This window comes from Rhodococcus sp. 114MFTsu3.1, assembly GCF_000383555.1.
GTDB classification, from domain to species: Bacteria; Actinomycetota; Actinomycetes; order Mycobacteriales; family Mycobacteriaceae; genus Rhodococcoides; species Rhodococcoides fascians_E.
Genome location: NZ_KB911549.1, coordinates 1 through 19,636, shown reverse-complemented (window position 1 = coordinate 19,636; position 19,636 = coordinate 1). Strand labels below are relative to the sequence as shown.

Here is a 19,636-nt window from a genome sequence, read left to right as displayed (position 1 = left end):
GACTCACTCGCTCGCGGAGTCGTCGAGCTTGGCCTTGATTGCCTCTGCGGCTTCCGGGTTCTCCGCTTCGAGCTTCTGGATGTACGACACTGCGTCACCGACGGTGCGAAGACCGGCGAGGTCCTCGTCGGGGATCTTCACGCCGTACTTGTCCTCGGTCTGCACTGCGATCTCGACCATGGACAGGGAGTCGATGTCGAGGTCGTCCACGAAGGACTTGTCGATGGTCACCTCGGAGGGCTCGATACCCGTGACCTCCTCGATGATCTCTGCAAGTCCGGCGATGAGGTCTTCCTGGCTGGCCACTTGAGTGGCTCCCTTCTTGTTGGTGTCTATCTTTTTCGGGTCGGCACGCCGTGAATCGGCATACCGAAGTCATGGGTGCGCACTCGTACGTTCATCGAGCGAGTGCGCGGCGAGGCTGCCTGTCATCGGCGGCCGCGGGTGCGGTCAGATCAGGTCCGCCAGCTTGGCGATGTCCTCGGGTGTCTTGAGGCCCAGGTTCGGTGTGCCCTTCAGTTCGCGCTTGGCGATACCGACGAGCGTTCCGGCCGGCGGCAACTCTGCCACAGCCGTGACGGCGGCGTCACGCATCGTCGCGGTGCAGAGGTCCCACCGCACAGGCTTGGTGACCTGTGCTGCGAGTTTGGTGAGTGCGTCCGCACCGTTGGTGACCGCCTTGCCGTCGGAATTCGACAGCAGGGTGCGGACAGGGTCGGACGGGGTGATCGCGGCGGCAGCAGCGGCGACTGCTTCCTGCGCGGGCGCCATGAAGCGAGTGTGGAAAGCACCGGCCACGGGGAGCGAGCGGACCCGTGCCTTCTCCGGCGGGTTGGCGGCCAGTTCCTCGAGCGCGCTGTGCAACCCGGCTGCAACGATCTGCCCGGCAGCATTGATGTTGGCGGGTTCGAGTCCCAGCTCCTCCAGCCGAGCGAGCACAGCGGCCTCGTCTCCGCCGAGCACAGCGGACATGCCCGTCGGCTCCAGAGCGCACGCCTTGGCCATCTCGGACCCGCGCACGGCAGCGAGGGTGACGGCTTCGTCGGCGGAGATGACGCCGGCGACGGCGGCAGCGGCAAGCTCACCCACGGAGTGTCCGGCGATGAGCGCGTCCTGCGGCAGCAGGTCCTGGCCGGCGATCTCCTCGAACGCGAGGAGAGCCGCCGCGACGACGAGGGGCTGGGTCACCGACGTGTCGGTGATTTCCTCGGCCGTCGCGGTGGTACCGAGCCGTGCCAGGTCGAGTCCGGACGCCTTGGACCACAGGGCCACGCGGTCGGCGGCTCCGGGTAGTTCGAGCCATGGCAGAAGCATGCCGGGTGTCTGGGAGCCCTGGCCGGGCGCAAGCAACGCAATCACATCGTTAAGAGAACACCGTGACTACCCGTTTGGGAGATGTCGCTCTCGATGAACTCTTACCGCCCAATTTGTAGGGTCCCAACAAATGCTCGGCCGGAGTCGCGACATCGCCACGGTCCGCATTCGCGTTACGTGACGATTTCCCCGAATGTGACGTGTGGGATTTGTGGGGCTGGATAGTGCGGTTCGTGATGCGTTTGAGTCAGTCTGCCCACCGTTGCCGCAACTCGAAGCACGTACGCATCCCTCGGAGTCGTGGGGTCGCGGCCCGTGACCTCTGTGATTTTCTTCAAGCGATACCGCACCGTATTTGGATGAACAAACAGCAAACGTGCACAAGTCTCGACAGCGCCCCCGCTGTCGAGGTAAGCGTCCAACGTGTCGGCAAGGCCGGGGCCCGCGCTCGACAGCGGGTGCACGATCAGGTCGTTCAGAGCGCTGATCGCAGCCGAGTCACCCAACAGTGCGCGCTCCGGCAGAAGCTCGCCCGCGTGCACCGGACGGGGCGCACCGCGCCACCCCGCAACGGCCTGCATACCCGCGAACGCCTCCACCGCGCTGGAATGTGCGGCGCCCAGAGTCCTCGTCGTGGGCCCGATGACGACCGGGCCGTCGGAGAAATTCTCCAACATGTCCGCCAGAAACGCCGCGCTCGCAGAATCGTCCACGAGCTGCCCACTGACCACCATCACCAACCGAGTGCCCTGAACCACCGCGAGCGCCGCTCGACCGTGCTTCTGTGCGACGGCGTGAACGGTGCCGACGACCGACACCCCCTGATCGTCCGGCGGTGTACCGACGAGAACCGTCGCCGGCGCTGTCGCGTCCCAGTTGAGCGTTGCGGCACGCGAGAGCATGTCCGAACCCGTGTCACCTCGCACCACAGCGTCGACGACGAGAGCTTCCAGGCGGGTGTCCCATGCGCCTCGGGACTCGGCGGCACTCGCATACACCGACGCCGCAGCGAAACCGAGCTCGCGTCCGTACCGCAGGACAGCCTCGGTCAGTGCAACGAGCTGCTGATCGTTTCGAGCCAACGCAGGAAGCCACTGCTCGAAGAACTCCATCGCGACCCGCACCATGTCCACCGTCTGGCGAAGCGTCAACCGTCGGGCCAGATCCTGCGGGATCACCTGAAACGCGTCCAGGCTGAAGCGGATATCACTCTGCGGGTTCTTCAACCACTCCAGGAAGTTGTCCACCGCCGTCTGGATCAGCAACTGCACACTCGCACGCTGCGCGGCATCGAGACCACCGAAGAACGGCAGCTGATCCTGCATCGCGGTCACGGCCTCGGTGGAGAGCCGCCCCGAGAACTGCTTGACGCGCCGCAGCAATGCGTCGGGAAGGGGGTCGCGCTTCTGGCGGGCCGACGTCAACGCCGTCACCGGCAGATGCACCTCGTTGTCGGTGATGTATTCCTCCCCGGCGGCGGATGCCGTTCTGTCGCCGACTCCGGGCGGTGTGTCACCGGCGCCGGTCGGCGTTCTGTCTGCGACCACAGGAAAAACCTACGCCCGTCCACTCGTCCGCGGGGAAGCGGTACGAATGGACGGGCGCACTGGTGGTCTCCGGTCGGTCGTTACGCCGAGCCGGTGTCCGCGAACGACGTGGGAGCCGCCGTCACGTCGTCGATCTTGTACTTCTCCGCGGCCTCGACAGCCTTGGACTTGTCGATCTCACCCGAGGCCGCGAGAGCGGACAACGTCGCGACGACGATCGACTCGGCGTCGACGTTGAACACCCGTCGAGCCGCGGGACGCGTGTCCGAGAATCCGAATCCGTCGGTTCCGAGGGTGACGTAGTCGCCCGGAACCCACTGGCGGATCTGATCCGGAACGGCCCGCATCCAATCCGACGCCGCGACGACCGGTCCGGCAGCGTTCTGCAGAGCCGTCGTCACGAACGGGACGCGCTTGTCCGCACCGGGATTGCGAAGTGCTTCCTGCTCGGCTTCGACACCGTCGCGGCGGAGCTCGCCCCACGACGTCACCGACCAGACCGCCGACCGGACGCCCCACTCGTCGAGCAGAAGCTCACGAGCCTTGCGGGCCGACACGAGACCGACGCCCGACGCGAGGAGCTGTGCCTCGGGTCCGTCGCCGTCCTGCGGAGCCTCGAACCGGTAGATGCCCTTGAGGAGGCCCTCGACGTCGAGGTTCTCCGGCTCGGCCGGCTGCACGTACGGCTCGTTGTACAGGGTGATGTAGTAGAAGATGTTCTCGCCGCCGAAGCCGTCCACACCTTCGGTGCCGCCGTACATCCGTCGCAGACCGTCCTTGACGATGTGCGCGATCTCGAAGGAGAACGCCGGATCGTAGGCGACCGCGGCCGGGTTGGTCGACGCCAACAGCAGCGAGTGACCGTCCGCGTGCTGCAGACCCTCACCGGTGAGCGTCGTACGTCCCGCAGTGGCGCCGAGGACGAAGCCGCGGGCCATCTGGTCCGCCGCTGCCCACAGGCCGTCACCGGTCCGCTGGAAGCCGAACATCGAGTAGAAGATGTACAGCGGGATCATGACCTCGCCGTGCGTCGCGTAGGACGTTCCGACCGCCGTGAACGACGACGTCGAGCCGGCCTCGTTGATGCCCTCGTGCAGGATCTGACCGACCGAGCTCTCCTTGTAGGCGAGCATCAGTTCCGAGTCGACCGACGTGTACAGCTGGCCGTTGCGGTTGTAGATCTTCAGCGACGGGAACCAGGAGTCCATACCGAACGTGCGCGCCTCGTCCGGGATGATCGGCACGATCCGGTGGCCGATCTCCTTGTCGCGCAGCAGCTCCTTCATGACGCGCACGAGCGCCATCGTGGTGGCGACTTCCTGCTTGCCGGAGCCCTTGAGCAGCGTCTTGTAGGTGGCATCGCCCGGCTGCGGAAGCGGCTTGGGGCTGACCCGACGCTCCGGGACGAACCCGCCGAGCTTGTTGCGACGATCGAGCATGTACTGGATCTCGGGAGCATCCGCACCGGGGTGGTAGTACGGCGGCATGTACGGATCCTTCTCGAGCTCCTCGTCGGAGATCGGGATGTGCTGCAGATCGCGGAAGGTCTTGAGGTCGTCGAGCGTCAGCTTCTTCATCTGGTGCGTGGCGTTACGACCCTCGAAGTGCTTGCCGAGCGTGTAGCCCTTGATGGTGTGCGCCAGGATGACCGTCGGCTGGCCCTTGTGTGCCATCGCAGCGGCGTACGCAGCGTGGACCTTGCGGTAGTCGTGACCGCCGCGCTTGAGGTTCCAGATGTCGCCGTCGGAGAGATCCTTGACGAGCTCCTTGGTCCGCGGGTCGCGGCCGAAGAAGTGGTCGCGCACGTAGCCGCCGTCGTTGGCCTTGTACGTCTGGAAGTCGCCGTCCGGCGTCGTGTTCATCAGGTTGACCAGGGCGCCGTCGCGATCGGCGTGCAACAGCGCATCCCACTCGCGGCCCCAGACGACCTTGATGACGTTCCAGCCTGCGCCGCGGAAGAACGACTCCAGTTCCTGGATGATCTTGCCGTTACCGCGGACCGGGCCGTCGAGGCGCTGCAGGTTGCAGTTGACCACGAACGTGAGGTTGTCCAAGCCCTCGGTCGCGGCGACGTGTGCGAGGCCGCGCGATTCCGGCTCGTCCATCTCGCCGTCGCCCAGGAACGCCCAGACGTGCTGGTCCGAGGTGTCCTTGATGCCGCGGTCGTTCAGGTAGTGATTGAAACGCGCCTGGTAGATGGCGTTCATCGGACCGAGGCCCATCGACACCGTCGGGAATTCCCAGAAATCCTGCATCAAACGCGGATGCGGGTAGGACGGCAGTCCGCCACCCTGCGTCTCGTGGCTGGCTTCCTGACGGAATCCGTCCATCCGCTCGGCCGGGATACGACCCTCGAGGAACGCGCGGGCGTAGATGCCGGGGGAGGCGTGGCCCTGGATGAAGATGTGGTCGCCGCCGCCCGGGTGGTCCTTGCCGCGGAAGAAGTGGTTGAAGCCGACCTCGTACAGAGCGGCCGAGGACGCGTAGGTCGAGATGTGTCCGCCGACGCCGACTCCTGGCCGCTGAGCGCGGTGCACCATGATCGCGGCGTTCCAGCGGATCCACGCGCGATAGCGGCGCTCGACTTCTTCGTCACCGGGGAACCACGGCTCGTTCTCGGTCGGGATGGTGTTGACGTAATCGGTCGAAGTCAGGGACGGCAGCGCAACACGTCGTTCTCCTGCGCGCTCGAGCAGACGCAGCATCAGGTAGCGCGCGCGGTTCGGACCCGACCGCTCGAGGAGGCCGTCGAACGATTCGATCCATTCGTTGGTCTCGTCGTTGTCGATGTCGGGCAGATACGAGGCGACACCCTCACGGATGACGCGTACCCGACCCTCCGAGCCGATGGGCCCGTTCGTCTTGCCTGCAGATTGTGTGCTCTGCCGATCGTCCTGGTTCAACTCGGACAACGTGTGTACTCCTCCATGTGGCGGTCGCTCGGTGCGGCGGCCGGTCCATGCAACTCGCGCTCTGTGACGGCGAGCTACTTCTCGGTTTCTCGGTGACTCCGCTCAATCCTCCTACATATGTTTCACCGACGTAGTACGGAGTCCCAATACCCACCAGTAGAAATTTATGTACGCAATTTCGGCGCGGTCAGCTTGCGCGAACGGGAGAAACACTGTTCGCTTGCACTACTTCACCCACTATGCAAGGAGGTCACCACCGTGGTCGCCGCGGCGGACGCTCAGAACTACGCTCAGAAACTTGGAATCACCCGCGACTTGGTCGTTCAGGAGCTGGGCTGGGACGAGGACACAGACGACGATCTGCGGGCCGACGTAGAGGACACCATCGGCGGTGAAACCCTCGACGAGGACTCCGACGAAGTCATCGACGTGGTGCTGCTGTGGTGGCGCGACGGCGACGGTGATCTGGTCGATGCACTGATGGACGCCATCGGTCCGTTGTCGGACGACGGATTCGTCTGGGTCCTCAGCCCCAAGACCGGCCTTCCCGGCCACGTCGAGCCCAGCGAGATCGCCGAGTCCGCCCCCACGGCGGGACTGACTCAGACGTCGGCCGCCAACCTCGGTGACTGGATCGGCAGCAGGTTGGTGCAGCCGAAGACTCGCGCGGTCAAGCGCTAACGATCCGTCGACAAGGAAGTTTGATTCCATGCCACTCGAGGTGGGCGCGGAGGCGCCGGACTTCACCCTCAAGGATCAGAACAATCAGGACGTGACGTTGTCCTCGTACCGAGGCGACAAGAACGTACTGCTCGTGTTCTATCCACTCGCCTTCACCGGCACGTGCCAGGGCGAGCTGTGCAAGGTTCGCGACGAACTACCCAAGTTCGAGAACGACGACACCGCGATCCTTGCCATCTCGGTCGGTCCACCGCCGACGCACAAGATCTGGGCAGCAGAACAGGGGTACACATTTCCCCTGCTGTCCGACTTCTGGCCACACGGTTCGGTCGCACAGGCCTACGGGGTGTTCAACGACAAAGCAGGCTTCGCCAACCGCGGAACCTTCGTCATCGACACCGACGGCATCATTCGTTTCGCCGAGATGAAAGAGCCCGGCGAAGCGCGTGACCAGACCGCTTGGGAAACAGCTCTCAGCACAGTCCGTACGTGAGTGGAAACTAGGCGATGGCCTACATTTCCACTCACGTGGGCTGACCTGCGGAATTGTAGATTCCCGGCGGACAGGATAAGTTTTTCTCCGTGTTCCGGTGGCCTCGGTCATCGGGATCCGGGCGTATAGCTCAGCGGTAGAGCTCTGGTTTTACACACCAGCGGTCGGGGGTTCGAACCCCTCTGCGCCCACCACATTTCGTCGATCGTCTGGGTTCGACGACCGGTCTCGCGCAAGTCGGCAGGCAATCGAGCTGCCGCAGAATGCTTTACAGGCCTACCGCCCTGAGTAGTGCTGTGTGCAGAACCTCAGTCCGTCGGCTTCGTTGTTCCGGCAATGCGGTCCGCCAGACGCGCACCCTCTTCGATGAAACGGCGGCGCCCCAGGGTCGTGAAGGATCGGTCGTCGGACAGGAACGCCGACGCGAAAATCTCGATCTCGGAGATCGTCGCCACCGCGATGACTCCGGCTTCCGCAGCCGGCACCTTCCCTCTGACCTTCTTCGCGGCTGCCGCCAGGACGGGAATCAGAACGAGCGCGTTCTCGCGCCGAATCGCCTCCACTTGCTGGCTCGCGCCGCGGGAGGCGACGAAATACACCGTTGCGGCTGTTCGGTTGTCGCCGAGCCACTTCACGAACGGCGCGACGAGTGCTCCCATTTGCCGCTCGGGAACAACGACCTCCGTTGCAATGCGTTCCACTTCGTTCACGTAGTCGGCGGCGAACTCCCGCAGACCCTCGAGAAGAATCTCCTCACGGGAGGGGTAGTGGTAGTAGATGGCCGCAGATGTCATGTCGGCGGCGGCCGCGATGTCGGCGACAGTGATCGAATCAGCGGGTCGAGCGGCGAACAGTTCGAAAGCGGTGGAGACTATGACGCCCCGCCGCGACGGACGGTGAGCGGGCCGCTTGACTGTTGCCGACATTCGATCTCCTCTGTAACGGGGTCATGCAACACTAGTGCTTCGGCGAACGAGAGGTGAGACTTCCAGGTGAGCGAGAAGGGGGCGGGCGTCGGCATGGGCAAGAAATCACCGCACAGACCATCGAGGCGGCACGAGATCGTGTCGGCGGCAATCAAAGTCTTCGCAGCAAAGAGCTTCTCGGACGCGAGTATTCAGGACGTCGCGCTCGAAGCAGACGTCGTTCCATCGGCCGTCTACTACCACTTCGCGGGTAAGGACGAGCTGTTCGAGCTGGCCATGCGGCAGGTGCTCGACATGGTCGACGCTGTCGTAGCCCAGGTTCGTGCCCAGGAAGGCGACGACGATCCGTCGCTCGAGGCCGTGATCCTCGCCGTGTGGAAATGGGTCGAGTCGCATCCCGACGAGTCACGCCTGCTGCACTACCATCTGCCCGGTGCCACGGCTGAGGCGTCGGTGCTACGACGTGAGTTCGAGGAAGCTCACGTGCAACGCGCGTTCGAGTACCTGCCGCCCAGCCCCACACCACTGAGCCGGCGCGCTGCCGCGAGTCAGCATGCCACGCATACCCTGTCCACTCGCACGCTCATCGAACTGCTGATGATCGTGCACGCCCTCCGCATGGACGAAGGTCCGTTGAGCAAGCACGCATCCAAGAGTTTGAGCCGTGCCGTGGTGACGGTCGGCCAACGCATCATCGTCGGCGCGGGGGCGGCTGACGATTCCTGAGGTGCAGGCGCTCGTATCGAACGCGCTCGTCCTCGAGTGCCGCCGTCTTGCGATCGCTCTGGAGATTCGATGGGAGACCGTGTAATTCGAGCCGGCGGGCGCGGTTGAGCTCCATGAACGCCACGGTGTAGAAGAGTGCGAGCAGCACGCTCAGCAACACCATCGCTCCGCGCAACCACAGTGCGCCGGGAAACAGCACGAAGAACCCGATGAAGATCGGGAGGAACGGAATCATGGATCGGAGAAGGTGTCTCGGAACGGCCCCTCGCCCGATCAGGTCGTTGCGGACCCAATCCTGCATGGACATCGGAAGCCTGCGCCCGGCCACGTAGCCGAGCCACTGCAGAAAGTTCGGTCGTGTTCGTGGTGTCGTGCTCATTGCAGCGCCCCTGCATCGATAGCGGCTCGGTTGATGCGCCCGAGCACCGTGCGAAGTTCTTCGAGTTCGGTGATCTCCACTCCGAGTCGTTCGACGACGGCAGGGGGAATGTTCTCCGCCTGCGTCCTCAGTTCGGCACCGTCTGCGGTCAACTCGACGGCGAGCTGACGCTCGTCGCTACGGCTGCGGGTTCGAACGAGGAGACCGGCTGCCTCCAGCCGTTTGAGCAACGGGGACAGGGTGGGGGAGTCCAGTTGCAATGCCGCTGCGATTTCTTTCACCGACCGCGGCGAGGACTCCCAGAGCGCCAGCATGACCAAGTACTGAGGATGAGTGAGCCCCATCGGCTCCAGGAGGGGCCGGTAGACGGCGAGAACGGCTCGGTTGGCAACCGCCAGTGCGAAACAGACCTGCCTGTCGAGAGCGAGTGGATCGTCGTCGGACACGCTTTTGATAGTACACGAATGGTTAGTGCACTAACTATTTACTGCTTGTACTGCCAACGTCGAGCCCAGAGCGACCATGAACGCTGCGATCGCGCCGTCGAGGACCCGCCAGGCCATCGGTTTCGCAAATGCCGGTTGCAGAAGGCGGGCACCGTATCCGAGCGCGGTGAACCACAGGACGCTGGCGGTACACGCACCGATTCCGAACCAGATTCGCGCGGTGTCGTACGTTGCCGCCACTGATCCGAGGAGGACCACCGTATCCAGGTACACGTGCGGATTCAGCCAGGTCAGCGCCACCGCTGTAGCGAGGACGGTGCCGATCCTGGCCGGTTGCGACGCACGATCCGCGGACATGGCGGACGGGCGCAGAGCGCGACGCATCGACAATGCGCCGTATCCGAGAAGGAACGCAGCGCCGCCCCAATAGGCGATCGTCATCAAGGAGGGGGAGTTGTCGACGAGGAAACCTGCCCCGGCCACGCCGGCCGCGATGAGGACGATGTCCGACGCCGCGCAGACCGCGACGACGGGAAGCACGTGCGTCCGCGCGATCCCCTGCCTCAGAACGAACGCGTTCTGAGCTCCGATGGCCACGATGAGCGACAGGCCGAAAGCCAGGCCCGCGAGGGTAGGACCGAGTGCGCACGTCATGAAGCAAAGATTAAGAACGGTCAGATCTGAAGTACAGCGAATATATCTTCACCATGATTAGTATTACTTATGCGCGAACCCGACCTGTCGCAGCTTCACGCTCTCGCCTCCGTCGTCTCCGAGGGCTCGTTCGATTCCGCAGCCACGCAATTGCACATCACTCCTTCGGCGGTCAGTCAACGGATCAAAGCGTTGGAGACATCGGTGGGGACGGTGCTGGTTCACCGCTCCAAGCCGGCCCGGATCACCGAGGCGGGGATGCCCTACCTGCGGCTGGCGCAGCAAATAGGAACGCTCGTCGCAGAGCTGACTCCAGGCGCGCCCGCGTCGGTACCGATTGCCGTGAACGGTGACTCGCTCAACACTTGGGTTCTTCCTGCAGTGGCACAGCTGTCGCACCGCATGGAGTTCGACATCAAGAGAGAAGACCAGGATCACTCCGCGGAATTGCTACGTCAGGGAGTTGTCGTGGCGGCGGTCACCACGTCGGCGGATGCCGTCCAGGGGTGCTCCGTGACCCGACTCGGGGTGATGAAGTATCGGCCGATGTGCTCGCCGGAGTTCCGGGACACATGGTTTCGCGACGGACCGTCGGGCGACGCATTGTCCCGTGCTCCGATGATCGTGTTCGACCGCTCCGATGATCTACAACACCGATATCTCGAACAGTGGGGTGTGACGAGGCGTGCAGGTCCCACGCACTTCGTGCCGTCGTCGGCCGACTTCGCCGAAGCGGTGAGGCTCGGAATGGGCTGGGCCGTCCTGCCCCGACAGCAGATCGACAGAATGCGCACAGGAGTGGACGTCGTCGACCTCGCGCCGGGCACCGGCGTCGACGTCACGCTCTACTGGCAGCAGTGGACGTTGAAAACGGCCGCTTTGGCCGAGTTGGCGTCGGTGATCGCCGTCGCGGCGGCAAGTTCGCTGGACTGACCGCCCGGACTGGACGCGGGAGGAGGCGTGTTCATCAGCAAAGAACGCTCAAAAAGTCATCAAGTCGTAAATCTTTCCTGAAACAGGATCTTGGTATATGTTCTCGGGACAGAATAAGTCCGTGCGGTTTGTTGTTATTCACAGCCTGCACGGACGGGTCTGTGTTCACGGGAGCTGTCAGCCCGCCCTTGTCCCCGCCCGCCCCTTGGCAGAGTCGAAGCGAGTCCGGCTAGTGGTCGAAATAGGAACCGAACCACCGAACACGGTGCCCACCGAGCGCACGTGGTCGCTCTCGGCATGGCCCGTTCGGGCCAAGGTCGCGGCCGTCGTCGCGCTGCCGTTGATCCTCGCAATGGGTTTCGGAGCCCTGCGCATCCAGACCGAACTGTCCGCCGCAGCCGATCTGTCTGCCGCTGCAGACAATTCACGAATCGTGGCGCCACTCCTCGCCCTCGACCGGGCAGTCGGAGATCTCGCGCTGAGCGGTGTGCCGGGCTCGGGCGAGGAAGTGCAATCCGGTCTCACCGCCGTGCGCGACGCACTCGGAACCAGCGGTGACCAGGATGGCGGAGGCCCCGAGGCAGGCGCCCTCGTCGACTTCGAGAGCGCCGTCTCCGGCGCGGAGCAACTGAGCGACAGGCTGCGGCAAGGCCCGGTAGCCCCCGTCGAGCGCGTCGGTGTCGCATCGGCCGTCACCGAATCGATTGCAGAGCTGATCGCCGACGGCCTGTCCGTCGAGAGCGCCGAGCCTCGAACCCTCACGTCCACGATCGTCGACGCCATGTCCGGCCGTCGCGCCGCGCAGACCCAGCAGCTACTCGTCTCCACCCCCGACGTCACGATTCTCGACGAGGTCAACCGGGCCGCGGGCAGTGAGGCCGCCGACATCGCGGCACTCTCGACCGTGCTCGGTCCGGAGTCCGCCGAAGTGCAAGCGCTGCAGGCACAATTCGACACCAGGCTCGGAATGTACTCTGCGGCCGCAAGCGGTGGACCCACCAATCCGTTCCTCTCGGCCGGACGGTCCACCGACATCTACACCTCCATCGCGGACCGCTACGCAGGCCGCCTCGTCGAGACACTGACATCCGAGGCCACCGAGAGTCGATCGGTGGCGCTGCGCGACACTGCCCTCGTACTCGGCTCGGTCCTCACCGCGCTCGTGCTCGCGCTGATCGTCGCTCGCTCTCTCGTCCGCCCCATCCGCAGGCTCCGGTTGGGCGCTCTCGGTGTCGCTCGACGCGCGCTCCCGGCTGAGATCGAAAGGATCAGATCCGGTGGACACACCCCGGAGATCGTGCCGATCCCCGTCCACACACAGGAGGAGATCGGGCAGCTTGCCCGCGCAGTCGACGCCATCCACGAGGAAGCGCTGCAGCTCGCCGGCGAACAGGCGCGACTTCGAGTGCAGGTCGGCAACATGTTCGAAACGCTCTCTCGCCGAAGCCGATCGCTCGTCGATCAGCAACTGGCCTTGATCGAAGAGCTGGAACGCGACGAGGACGATCCGCGCCGCCTCGACAGTCTCTTCCGCCTCGACCACCTGGCCACCCGGATGCGCCGAAACGGTGCCAACCTCATGGTGCTGGCAGGCACCCCGTCGCGCCGCGCACAGGGTGACCGCCCCGTCGCACTCGACGCAGTGATGAGCGCGGCCGTGTCGGAGGTCGAGGACTACCGCCGCGTGCTCATGCTCGACGTGCCGGAAGCCGCACTGACCGCGGCAGCAGCAGCCGACATCGTGCACCTGGTCGCCGAGTTGATCGACAACGCGCTGCGCTACTCACCGCCCGACAGTGCCGTCGCCGTCACCGCCGCGCGCGCAGTCGAAGGCGGAATCCTGCTCGAAGTAGCCGACCGCGGGCTGGGAATGCCTGCAGCGGACATCGACGAAACCAACGAACGTCTCTCTGCCGGCGGCGAAGTCACGCCCGAAACTGCGCGTCGAATGGGCCTGTTCGTGGTCGGACGTCTCGCCCAGCGCCACGGAGTGACGGTACGACTACGCGCGACACAGGTGCAGGGAGGAGCGTCGGGAGTGACCGTCAGCGTTCACATCCCCGTGTCACTCGTCGTGACGGCATTCCCGACGGCCGAGAACGTCCGCGCCAACCGCAGGGATCTGTCGGCCGGTCGATCGGCATCTGCGCTGCCACCGCGCAACGGGGCACCTCCGAACACCGCGACGGACGCCGAAACCGCCACGGAGCGCACGGGTCCGGTGTCGCTCATGGCGCTCGACGGACTCGCGACGGCCGGAGTGCCGTCCCCAGGTGCCGACGCACAGGCGCCTGCCGAGCAGAACGGATACGTCGCCCAGACGCGGAACGGTCGTTCCGACACCAAGGACGTCACCTCCGCATCGCTGCCCCGGCGTCGTCCAGGCGCGAGCGGCGTCGACGAACACATCGCCCTGTCGTCCGGCAGAGCAGAATCGGCCCCGTCCGGCGACATGGCAGCCGTCAGACGGACCTCGGACACTTCGTCGTTCTTCGGCGCCCGCCCGGCGGCACTCGCGGCGAAGAACGACACCGCACAGGGTACCGAGGATGCGCCCCCACCACCGCCGGATCCGCTGGCACCGCCGACCCAGGCGATGCCGATCTACCAGCGAATGGTCTCCGAGTGGCTCGTCGACCCTGCTACCGGACAAGGCCGTTCGCGCACCTGGTCGTCACCGGCGGACGCAGGCTGGGCCGCCGCCGAGAACGCCGACGACGCACGCGCACGCACCAGAACGGACTCCGGGCTGCCGCTGCGTAAGCCAGGTGCCCGCCTGGTCCCGGGCGCCGTGGACACCGGACGAACCCCGACGCACAGCCGTGACGACGCGCCGACGTCGTCGCGCACACGGTCACCCGACGCCGTACGCGAGAAACTCACCAGTCACTTCACCGGTGTCCGCACCGGGCGCGCCGAAGACGTCACCGGCCGACACAGAACGGAAGAAGGCGAATGAACCACCCCATCGCGTCGACCCCCGATCGGTCCCTGGACTGGCTCGTGTCGAACTTCGCACGCGACATCGTCGGAGTCGCGCACTCCGTCCTGGTCTCGGCGGACGGGTTGCTGATGGCCACCAGCGAACAACTTCCTCGCGAACGCGCCGAGCAGCTGGCCGCGGTGACGTCCGGGCTGGCGAGCCTGTCCTCCGGCGCAGCGCGACTGTTCGACGGTGGTCCGGTACTCCAATCCATCGTCGAGATGGAGAACGGGTATCTGCTGCTGATGAGCGTCGGCGATGGATCGCACCTAGCCGCACTGACGGCGGCATCGTGCGACATCGGCCAAGTCGGTTACGAGATGGCCGTGCTGGTCGATCGTGTGGGCAGTATGGTGCAGCCGGCCGCGCGGATACGAGATCGGTGATGCACGGTGGCACCGTCGGAAATACCTGAAGTAGACGACGCGCTGGTCGAGGTCGCCTCACCCGATCGATCGGGCGCATCCGAGTCGACCGACGAGTCTGCACCCGAAGCTCCTGTGAACGTGGACGATTCGGACGAGTTCGACGCCGCGGCACCAACTCCCAATCTGGTGAGGCCGTACACCCTCACCGCGGGCCGAACCCGATCCGAGGTCTACCTTCCTCTCGAAGCTCCCGTGCACACCGTCTCCCCGGTCGTGACGAGTATGTGGCCGCCCAGCGACATGAGATCGAAAATCGTCGCGCTGTGCACGGAGAGCCCGTCCGTGGCCGAGATCTCCGCGCGCCTGAGCCTGCCCCTCGGTGTCGCCCGCGTACTCGTCGGCGACCTCGTCGAATCTGGAACATTGCGTGTGTCGGCGACTCTCGACGACGACGCCACCGCGGCCGAGCGCCGCGAACTCATCGGAAGGACACTTCGTGGACTACGCGCACTCTGACACGAGAGGTCGGACAGCGGCTTCGACGAAGATCGTCGTCGCAGGTGGATTCGGTGTCGGCAAGACGACACTCGTCGGCGCGGTGTCGGAGATCGTGCCGCTCCGAACCGAAGCGATGATCACCGACGAATCCGAAGGAATCGACGAACTGGACTCCGCGGGCAGTAAATCGACCACGACCGTTGCCATGGACTTCGGCAGAATCACACTCTCCGACGACCTGGTGCTCTACCTGTTCGGTACTCCGGGCCAGCGGCGATTCTGGTTCATGTGGGACGACCTGGTTCGCGGAGCCATCGGTTCGATCGTCCTCATCGACACGCGTCGTCTCGACGACTGCTTCGCGGCGATCGACTACTTCGAAGCTCGTGGACTTCCCTTCGTCGTCGCCGTCAACGAGTTCGACGGTGCGCAGCGTTTCGAGATCGACGACATCCGCGAAGCGCTCGCGATCGCCCCGTTCGTGCCGATAGTCAAAGTCGATGCGCGACGCGCGGATTCCGTACGCGGCGCCCTCATCATCCTCACCGAGTACGCCCTCGACCGCGTGCACTCGGCAACCTAGGAGCAGCACCATGGATCATTCACACGAGATGCAGCATTTCTCGATGGGCATCTGGCTCGTGTTCCTCGCCTACGGGGTGTCCGTCGTGGGCTGTGTCGTCGGCCTCGCCTGCACCAGGCAATCCGCGGTCGTCTCGTCACCACGTGCTCGATTCGGATGGTTGGCGATGGCGGCGGTCTCGATCGGGGGCATCGGTATCTGGTTGATGCATTTCATCGCCATGCTCGGATTCACCGTGACCGGCAGCGTCGCACGGTACGACCTTCTGTGGACCGTCGTCTCGGCGTTGCTGGCGATCGGAGCGACCCTCGTCGGACTGCTCATCATCGGCCGCAAGGTCAACATCTGGACGCTCCTCGTCGGTGGCGTCGTGATGGGAATCGCCGTCAACGTCATGCATTACACCGGAATGAACGCGGTCCGTATCCAGGGCGCGGTGTCCTACGACACGACTCTCGTTGCTGTCTCCGTGGCCATCGCCGTCGTCGCAGGCACATTGTCCCTGTGGTTCACCCTGGTCCTGCAGAAACCGATGTTGTTGTTGGCCGCAGGTCTCGTCATGGGCGTCGCCGTCGTCGGAATGCACTACACCGGAATGGCCGCCATGCGCGTCACCGTCGACCCGGACGCACCTGTACCCGCGGGGCTCGAAGTGTTCGGATTCCTGTTCCCGGTCTTCGTCATCGGACTCCTGGCGCTCGCGGCACCGATCGCTGCGCTGTTCACCCTCACCGACGACGAAGACGACGACATCGAATCGATGCAGCTCGACCAGCCGCATGCGGCCTCTCGCGTGAGCTAGGACAACCTGGCGCAGATCGCGCGGCCCGCGTCCGTACCCGACCTCCACGCACTCTCGACACGAGGCGGCGCCGACGGACTCCACTGATCGCCCGCGAAGTACACGGTTCCGTTCGCGAGATCGACCGAACCGAAAGTCGAGTCGTGTGCCTGCGCCGGCTTCGCGAAGGTCCACCGATGAACGTGCGTCCACGACGGTGCCGGCAGCCCGGTCACAGATCGAACCGCCGCCACAGTCTGCGCCACCGCCGAGTCCGGGTCACTCAGATGCGCACGGGCGAACTCCGCCGTGGTGTGCGCGACGAGTACCGGCGCCGAATCGCCCCGCCGCGCTCCGTCGTCGGCGAGGAACTCGATCACGGGATGCGCATTGACGAACGCTGCTTTCTCGAACGGCAACGGCATGTTCTCGAACCCGGCGACCAGGGTGAGAGCCGCGTCGTAGCTCACCGGGTCCGGCACGTCGGCGAGTCTCGATGCCTGCGGATCCGGCATCGCCAACACGACGATGCCGTCGGGAAGTGTGGTGAGCTCGGTGGATTCGGCCTTGATCTCGCCCGGGCCGGCGGCGCCCAACACGTCCCTGACCAGTGAACGCAGCCCGCCCGGAGTTGCCCACCTCGTCGGACCTGTGGTGGTGGTGGTGTCAGCGTCGGGAGCCAGTACTCCGAACGTGTCGGTCCACGGCCTGGCCAGACCGGCTGCTTCCCACGCCTCGACCAGCTCGGCGAAACCGTCGTCGCGGACGGTGAAATAGCCCGCGCCGATGTCCACACGGCGACCGTGCAGTTGCGGAGACGCCATCCGCCCGCCCACCGCACGGCCGCGATCGACGAGACGACACTCGACGCCGCCGTCCCTGAGCGCGACCGCGCATGCGGCGCCGGCCATTCCCGCGCCGACGATGGTGACCGGAGTTCGCCCGGTGCTCACGATCGGCTCGTCGTCGACACCGAGCGCCGTCCCGAAATCCTCATACGCGAGACACTAGTCGTTCCACGGTCCACGACGTGCGACGTCCGCCCAGTCGACCAGGTTCCAGAACGCCGTGACGTAATCCGCCTTGACGTTCTTGTACTGGAGATAGAACGCGTGCTCCCACATGTCCAACAGCAGTAGGGGAGTGATCCCGACAGGGACGTTTGCCTGCTGGTCGTAGAGTTGGAAAGTGAGCAGTCTCCGCCCCAGTTCGTCCCAGCCGAGAACAGCCCAGCCGGAACCCTGAAGTCCGTTCGCCGCAGCGGTGAACTGTGCACGGAACTTGTCGAACGACCCGAACTGATCGTCGATGGCGGCTGCGAGTTCGCCGACCGGCTTGTCACCACCGTCCGGGGAGATGTTGGTCCAGAACTGACTGTGATTGCGATGCCCGCCCAGATGGAACGCAAGATTCTTCTCGTGCAGGAAGATCCGTGAATGATCGTCGGATTCACGTGCAGCCGCAAGCTGTTCGAGTGCGGTGTTCGCGCCCGCGACGTAGGCCGCATGGTGCTTCGAATGATGAAGCTCCATGATCTCGCCGCTGAGGTGCGGTTCGAGGGCAGCGTAGTCGTACGACAGTTCGGGTAGTACGTACTTGTCGGTGGTCATGATCTCGCTTTCGGGTCTGTTCGATCGGTACATGACCATCCTCGAACCTCGACCGCACTCGAGGTCAAGCCCAGCGCCGTACTGGTTGTGCGCGTGGGCTGTGGCCGTGAGCGGTCAGAACACGGTGCGATACAGATCTGCGATCTCGTCGGCCGTCGGCACGACGGGGTTGTTGCCCGGCGATCCCGACGCCAATGCCTGCTCCGCCATGAGCGGAATCAGACTGTCCCACTTGGCTTCGTCGATACCGTAGGTGCTCGGGCGTGGAACCTCCACGTCGGCGCACAGAGTGTCGATGAACTCGATCAGCCGCGCGGACGCGATGTCGTCGGAATCCGTGCGTTCGGCCGCCCCGAGCTGGCGAGCGCACTCGGCGTACCGGTCGCGAGCCCCGGGGATGGAGAACGCAGTGACGGCGGTGAGCAACATCGCGTTCGACAGGCCGTGTGCGACATGGAAGTGCGCTCCGATCGGACGGCTCATACCGTGAACCAGACAGACACTGGCGTTGGAGAACGCCATACCCGCCTGAGTCGACGCATGCATCATTGCCTCGCGCGCTTCGGTGTCGGAGCCATCCCGGTACGCGCGCAACAGAAACCGGCCGATGGTCCGCATCGCGGACAAAGCGAGTCCGTCGGAGATCGGGTTGGCTTTCTTGCTCACATAGGCCTCGATCGCGTGGGTCAACGCGTCGACGCCGGTGTCCGCCGTCAAGCGGGGCGGCATGGATGCAGTCAACTCGGAATCCACGATCGACGCTATGGGAAGAAACGACAGGCCGGGACACAACATCTTCTCGTCCGACGTGACGTCCGTGATGATCGTGAACTGCGTTGCCTCCGAACCGCTTCCGGCGGTCGTCGGGATCGCGATGATGGGTAACGCAGGCCCGGTGTACTGGCGTGGCGCCTTGTAATCGCGCATCTCGCCGCCCTGCTTCGACAGCACCGCGAGGGCTTTGGCCGTGTCCATCGGGCTGCCACCGCCGAACCCGATGACAGCATCTGCGTCGTGCGCTGCCGCTGCGTCCAAGCCCGCGTGCAAGGACTCGGTGGTGGGGTCCGGGACCGTGCCGGAGAACAGTGCACCCTCTTTGCCTGCTCCGGCAATGATCTTCAGAAGCCGTTCCGCGGAGCCGTTGCTCACCATGAACGCATCGGTGACGAGCAGGGGCCGATGCACGTTCAAGTCGGTCAGCACGTCACCGAGGCTCTCCACGGCTCCTGGCCCGAGCTTGAGAAAACGCGGGAACGAGATGTTGGCAACCATGTACTACTCCTTTGTAGATACGTCAGCGCACTTACCTGCACACTATCGGCCACCGACGCGGCCTGACCCCCGTCGTGAGTGGAAATGTAGGTGCCGCTGGTCGCTTCGCGGGCTTCGCTCCTGAGCCCTGGCCTACATTTCCACTCACGTGGGGTCTAGTTGTTTTCGGGGAATCCGAGGTTGATGCCGCCGTGGCTGGGGTCGAGCCAGCGGGAGGTGACGGCTTTGCCGCGGGTGAAGAAGTGGATTCCTTCGGTGCCGTGGGCGTGGGTGTCGCCGAACAGCGAGTTTTTCCAGCCGCCGAAGCTGTAGTAGGCCATGGGGACGGGGATGGGGACGTTGATGCCGATCATGCCTACTTCGACTTCGTTCTGGAAGCGTCGTGCTGCGCCGCCGTCGTTGGTGAAGATGGCGGTGCCGTTGCCGTAGGGGTTGTTGTTGATCAGTTCGAGGGCTTGGTCGTAGGTGTCGACGCGGACGACGGAGAGGACGGGTCCGAAGATTTCGTCGGTGTAGATGGACATGTCGGT

General features: G+C 64.7%; 21 protein-coding genes and 1 tRNA gene. 10 read left to right on the top strand and 12 right to left on the bottom strand.

Annotation, left to right across the window (positions count from 1 at the left end):
- Positions 1–3 precede the first annotated feature (3 nt).
- The 4 genes from acpM to aceE all read right to left on the bottom strand — a co-directional run bounded on the left by acpM (position 4) and on the right by aceE (position 5,710).
- Positions 4–306: a meromycolate extension acyl carrier protein AcpM gene (gene acpM, locus H292_RS0112070; RefSeq protein WP_019667431.1), complete on the bottom strand. Its 303-nt coding sequence runs from the start codon at positions 304–306 to the stop codon at positions 4–6.
- 144 nt (positions 307–450) lie between these two features.
- Positions 451–1,359 (bottom strand): ACP S-malonyltransferase, encoded by a 909-nt coding sequence (locus H292_RS0112065; RefSeq protein WP_020111582.1) that lies wholly within the window; start codon positions 1,357–1,359, stop codon positions 451–453.
- 128 nt (positions 1,360–1,487) lie between these two features.
- A complete protein-coding gene (locus H292_RS0112060) occupies positions 1,488–2,774 on the bottom strand; it encodes a PucR family transcriptional regulator (protein ID WP_371828068.1) in 1,287 nt (428 codons plus the stop codon).
- A 167-nt stretch (positions 2,775–2,941) separates the two neighbouring features.
- A complete protein-coding gene (aceE, locus tag H292_RS0112055) occupies positions 2,942–5,710 on the bottom strand; it encodes a pyruvate dehydrogenase (acetyl-transferring), homodimeric type (protein WP_230594158.1) in 2,769 nt (922 codons plus the stop codon).
- Positions 5,711–6,031: 321 nt separating this feature from the next.
- Between aceE and H292_RS0112050 the strand changes: the two genes are divergently transcribed.
- The 3 genes from H292_RS0112050 (at position 6,032) to H292_RS0112040 (ending at position 7,141) form a co-directional block, all read left to right on the top strand.
- Positions 6,032–6,454: a DUF3052 domain-containing protein gene (locus tag H292_RS0112050; RefSeq protein ID WP_026348189.1), complete on the top strand. Its 423-nt coding sequence runs from the start codon at positions 6,032–6,034 to the stop codon at positions 6,452–6,454.
- Positions 6,455–6,482: 28 nt separating this feature from the next.
- The gene (locus H292_RS0112045) at positions 6,483–6,947 is read left to right on the top strand and encodes a peroxiredoxin (RefSeq protein ID WP_019667426.1); all 465 of its coding nucleotides are present in this window, start codon (positions 6,483–6,485) and stop codon (positions 6,945–6,947) included.
- Positions 6,948–7,066: 119 nt separating this feature from the next.
- Positions 7,067–7,141: transfer RNA gene (locus H292_RS0112040), tRNA-Val, on the top strand.
- 114 nt (positions 7,142–7,255) lie between these two features.
- Here the strand turns inward: H292_RS0112040 and H292_RS0112035 are convergent.
- Complete coding sequence (locus H292_RS0112035) at positions 7,256–7,873, bottom strand: TetR/AcrR family transcriptional regulator (protein ID WP_020111580.1); 618 nt, start codon at positions 7,871–7,873, stop codon at positions 7,256–7,258.
- 66 nt (positions 7,874–7,939) lie between these two features.
- Between H292_RS0112035 and H292_RS0112030 the strand changes: the two genes are divergently transcribed.
- Positions 7,940–8,599 carry a TetR/AcrR family transcriptional regulator gene (locus tag H292_RS0112030; RefSeq protein WP_019667420.1) on the top strand — a complete coding sequence of 220 codons (660 nt, stop codon included), beginning with the start codon at positions 7,940–7,942 and terminating at the stop codon, positions 8,597–8,599.
- Here the strand turns inward: H292_RS0112030 and H292_RS0112025 are convergent.
- Genes H292_RS0112025 through H292_RS0112015 form a run of 3 tightly spaced genes read right to left on the bottom strand, consistent with a single transcriptional unit; the run spans position 8,565 to position 10,078 of the window.
- Positions 8,565–8,978 carry a DUF5313 family protein gene (locus H292_RS0112025; protein WP_019667419.1) on the bottom strand — a complete coding sequence of 138 codons (414 nt, stop codon included), beginning with the start codon at positions 8,976–8,978 and terminating at the stop codon, positions 8,565–8,567. The two genes, H292_RS0112030 and H292_RS0112025, sit on opposite strands and share 35 nt — an antisense overlap.
- The gene (locus H292_RS0112020; RefSeq protein ID WP_020111579.1) at positions 8,975–9,424 is read right to left on the bottom strand and encodes a MarR family winged helix-turn-helix transcriptional regulator; all 450 of its coding nucleotides are present in this window, start codon (positions 9,422–9,424) and stop codon (positions 8,975–8,977) included. The genes H292_RS0112025 and H292_RS0112020 overlap by 4 nt, the downstream gene beginning before the upstream one ends.
- A 30-nt stretch (positions 9,425–9,454) precedes the next feature.
- The gene (locus tag H292_RS0112015) at positions 9,455–10,078 is read right to left on the bottom strand and encodes a LysE/ArgO family amino acid transporter (protein ID WP_020111578.1); all 624 of its coding nucleotides are present in this window, start codon (positions 10,076–10,078) and stop codon (positions 9,455–9,457) included.
- 69 nt (positions 10,079–10,147) lie between these two features.
- On the opposite strand from H292_RS0112015, the gene H292_RS0112010 reads away from it, so the two are divergent.
- From H292_RS0112010 to H292_RS0111985, 6 genes are all read left to right on the top strand, one after another.
- Positions 10,148–11,011 carry a LysR family transcriptional regulator ArgP gene (locus tag H292_RS0112010; RefSeq protein ID WP_019667416.1) on the top strand — a complete coding sequence of 288 codons (864 nt, stop codon included), beginning with the start codon at positions 10,148–10,150 and terminating at the stop codon, positions 11,009–11,011.
- A gap of 265 nt (positions 11,012–11,276) precedes the next feature.
- Positions 11,277–13,970: a sensor histidine kinase gene (locus H292_RS0112005; RefSeq protein ID WP_231383826.1), complete on the top strand. Its 2,694-nt coding sequence runs from the start codon at positions 11,277–11,279 to the stop codon at positions 13,968–13,970.
- The gene (locus tag H292_RS0112000) at positions 13,967–14,380 is read left to right on the top strand and encodes a roadblock/LC7 domain-containing protein (protein ID WP_019667414.1); all 414 of its coding nucleotides are present in this window, start codon (positions 13,967–13,969) and stop codon (positions 14,378–14,380) included. Before H292_RS0112005 ends, H292_RS0112000 begins: the two co-directional genes overlap by 4 nt.
- Before the next feature lie 120 nt (positions 14,381–14,500).
- Positions 14,501–14,878, top strand: coding sequence for a DUF742 domain-containing protein (locus tag H292_RS0111995; protein ID WP_051127756.1), 378 nt, complete (start codon positions 14,501–14,503; stop codon positions 14,876–14,878).
- Positions 14,859–15,443 carry a GTP-binding protein gene (locus H292_RS0111990; protein ID WP_020111575.1) on the top strand — a complete coding sequence of 195 codons (585 nt, stop codon included), beginning with the start codon at positions 14,859–14,861 and terminating at the stop codon, positions 15,441–15,443. Before H292_RS0111995 ends, H292_RS0111990 begins: the two co-directional genes overlap by 20 nt.
- Positions 15,444–15,453: 10 nt before the next feature.
- On the top strand, positions 15,454–16,245 hold the full coding sequence (locus H292_RS0111985; protein WP_020111574.1) for an MHYT domain-containing protein: 792 nt from the start codon (positions 15,454–15,456) through the stop codon (positions 16,243–16,245).
- Here H292_RS0111985 and H292_RS0111980 read toward each other — a convergent pair.
- The 4 genes from H292_RS0111980 to H292_RS27110 all read right to left on the bottom strand — a co-directional run.
- Positions 16,242–17,177 (bottom strand): NAD(P)/FAD-dependent oxidoreductase, encoded by a 936-nt coding sequence (locus H292_RS0111980; protein WP_020111573.1) that lies wholly within the window; start codon positions 17,175–17,177, stop codon positions 16,242–16,244. The two genes, H292_RS0111985 and H292_RS0111980, sit on opposite strands and share 4 nt — an antisense overlap.
- A gap of 54 nt (positions 17,178–17,231) precedes the next feature.
- Positions 17,232–17,834 (bottom strand): superoxide dismutase, encoded by a 603-nt coding sequence (locus tag H292_RS0111975; protein WP_033190626.1) that lies wholly within the window; start codon positions 17,832–17,834, stop codon positions 17,232–17,234.
- Between the two features lie 114 nt (positions 17,835–17,948).
- Complete coding sequence (locus H292_RS0111970) at positions 17,949–19,106, bottom strand: iron-containing alcohol dehydrogenase (protein WP_020111571.1); 1,158 nt, start codon at positions 19,104–19,106, stop codon at positions 17,949–17,951.
- A gap of 155 nt (positions 19,107–19,261) precedes the next feature.
- Positions 19,262–19,636, bottom strand: a 375-nt coding sequence (locus H292_RS27110) for an aldehyde dehydrogenase family protein (protein WP_020111570.1), incomplete at its 5' end; no start/stop codon positions are given.

Excerpts from the sequence above, each read along its gene's own strand:
- H292_RS0112045 (WP_019667426.1), top strand. The coding sequence starts at position 6,483 with ATGCCACTCGAGGTGGGCGCGGAGGCGCCGGACTTCACCCTCAAGGAT.
- H292_RS0112035 (WP_020111580.1), bottom strand. The coding sequence starts at position 7,873 with ATGTCGGCAACAGTCAAGCGGCCCGCTCACCGTCCGTCGCGGCGGGGC.
- H292_RS0112025 (WP_019667419.1), bottom strand. The coding sequence starts at position 8,978 with ATGAGCACGACACCACGAACACGACCGAACTTTCTGCAGTGGCTCGGC.
- H292_RS0112015 (WP_020111578.1), bottom strand. The coding sequence starts at position 10,078 with ATGACGTGCGCACTCGGTCCTACCCTCGCGGGCCTGGCTTTCGGCCTG.
- H292_RS0112010 (WP_019667416.1), top strand. The coding sequence starts at position 10,148 with ATGCGCGAACCCGACCTGTCGCAGCTTCACGCTCTCGCCTCCGTCGTC.
- H292_RS0112000 (WP_019667414.1), top strand. The coding sequence starts at position 13,967 with ATGAACCACCCCATCGCGTCGACCCCCGATCGGTCCCTGGACTGGCTC.
- H292_RS0111985 (WP_020111574.1), top strand. The coding sequence starts at position 15,454 with ATGGATCATTCACACGAGATGCAGCATTTCTCGATGGGCATCTGGCTC.
- H292_RS0111975 (WP_033190626.1), bottom strand. The coding sequence starts at position 17,834 with ATGACCACCGACAAGTACGTACTACCCGAACTGTCGTACGACTACGCT.
- H292_RS0111970 (WP_020111571.1), bottom strand. The coding sequence starts at position 19,106 with ATGGTTGCCAACATCTCGTTCCCGCGTTTTCTCAAGCTCGGGCCAGGA.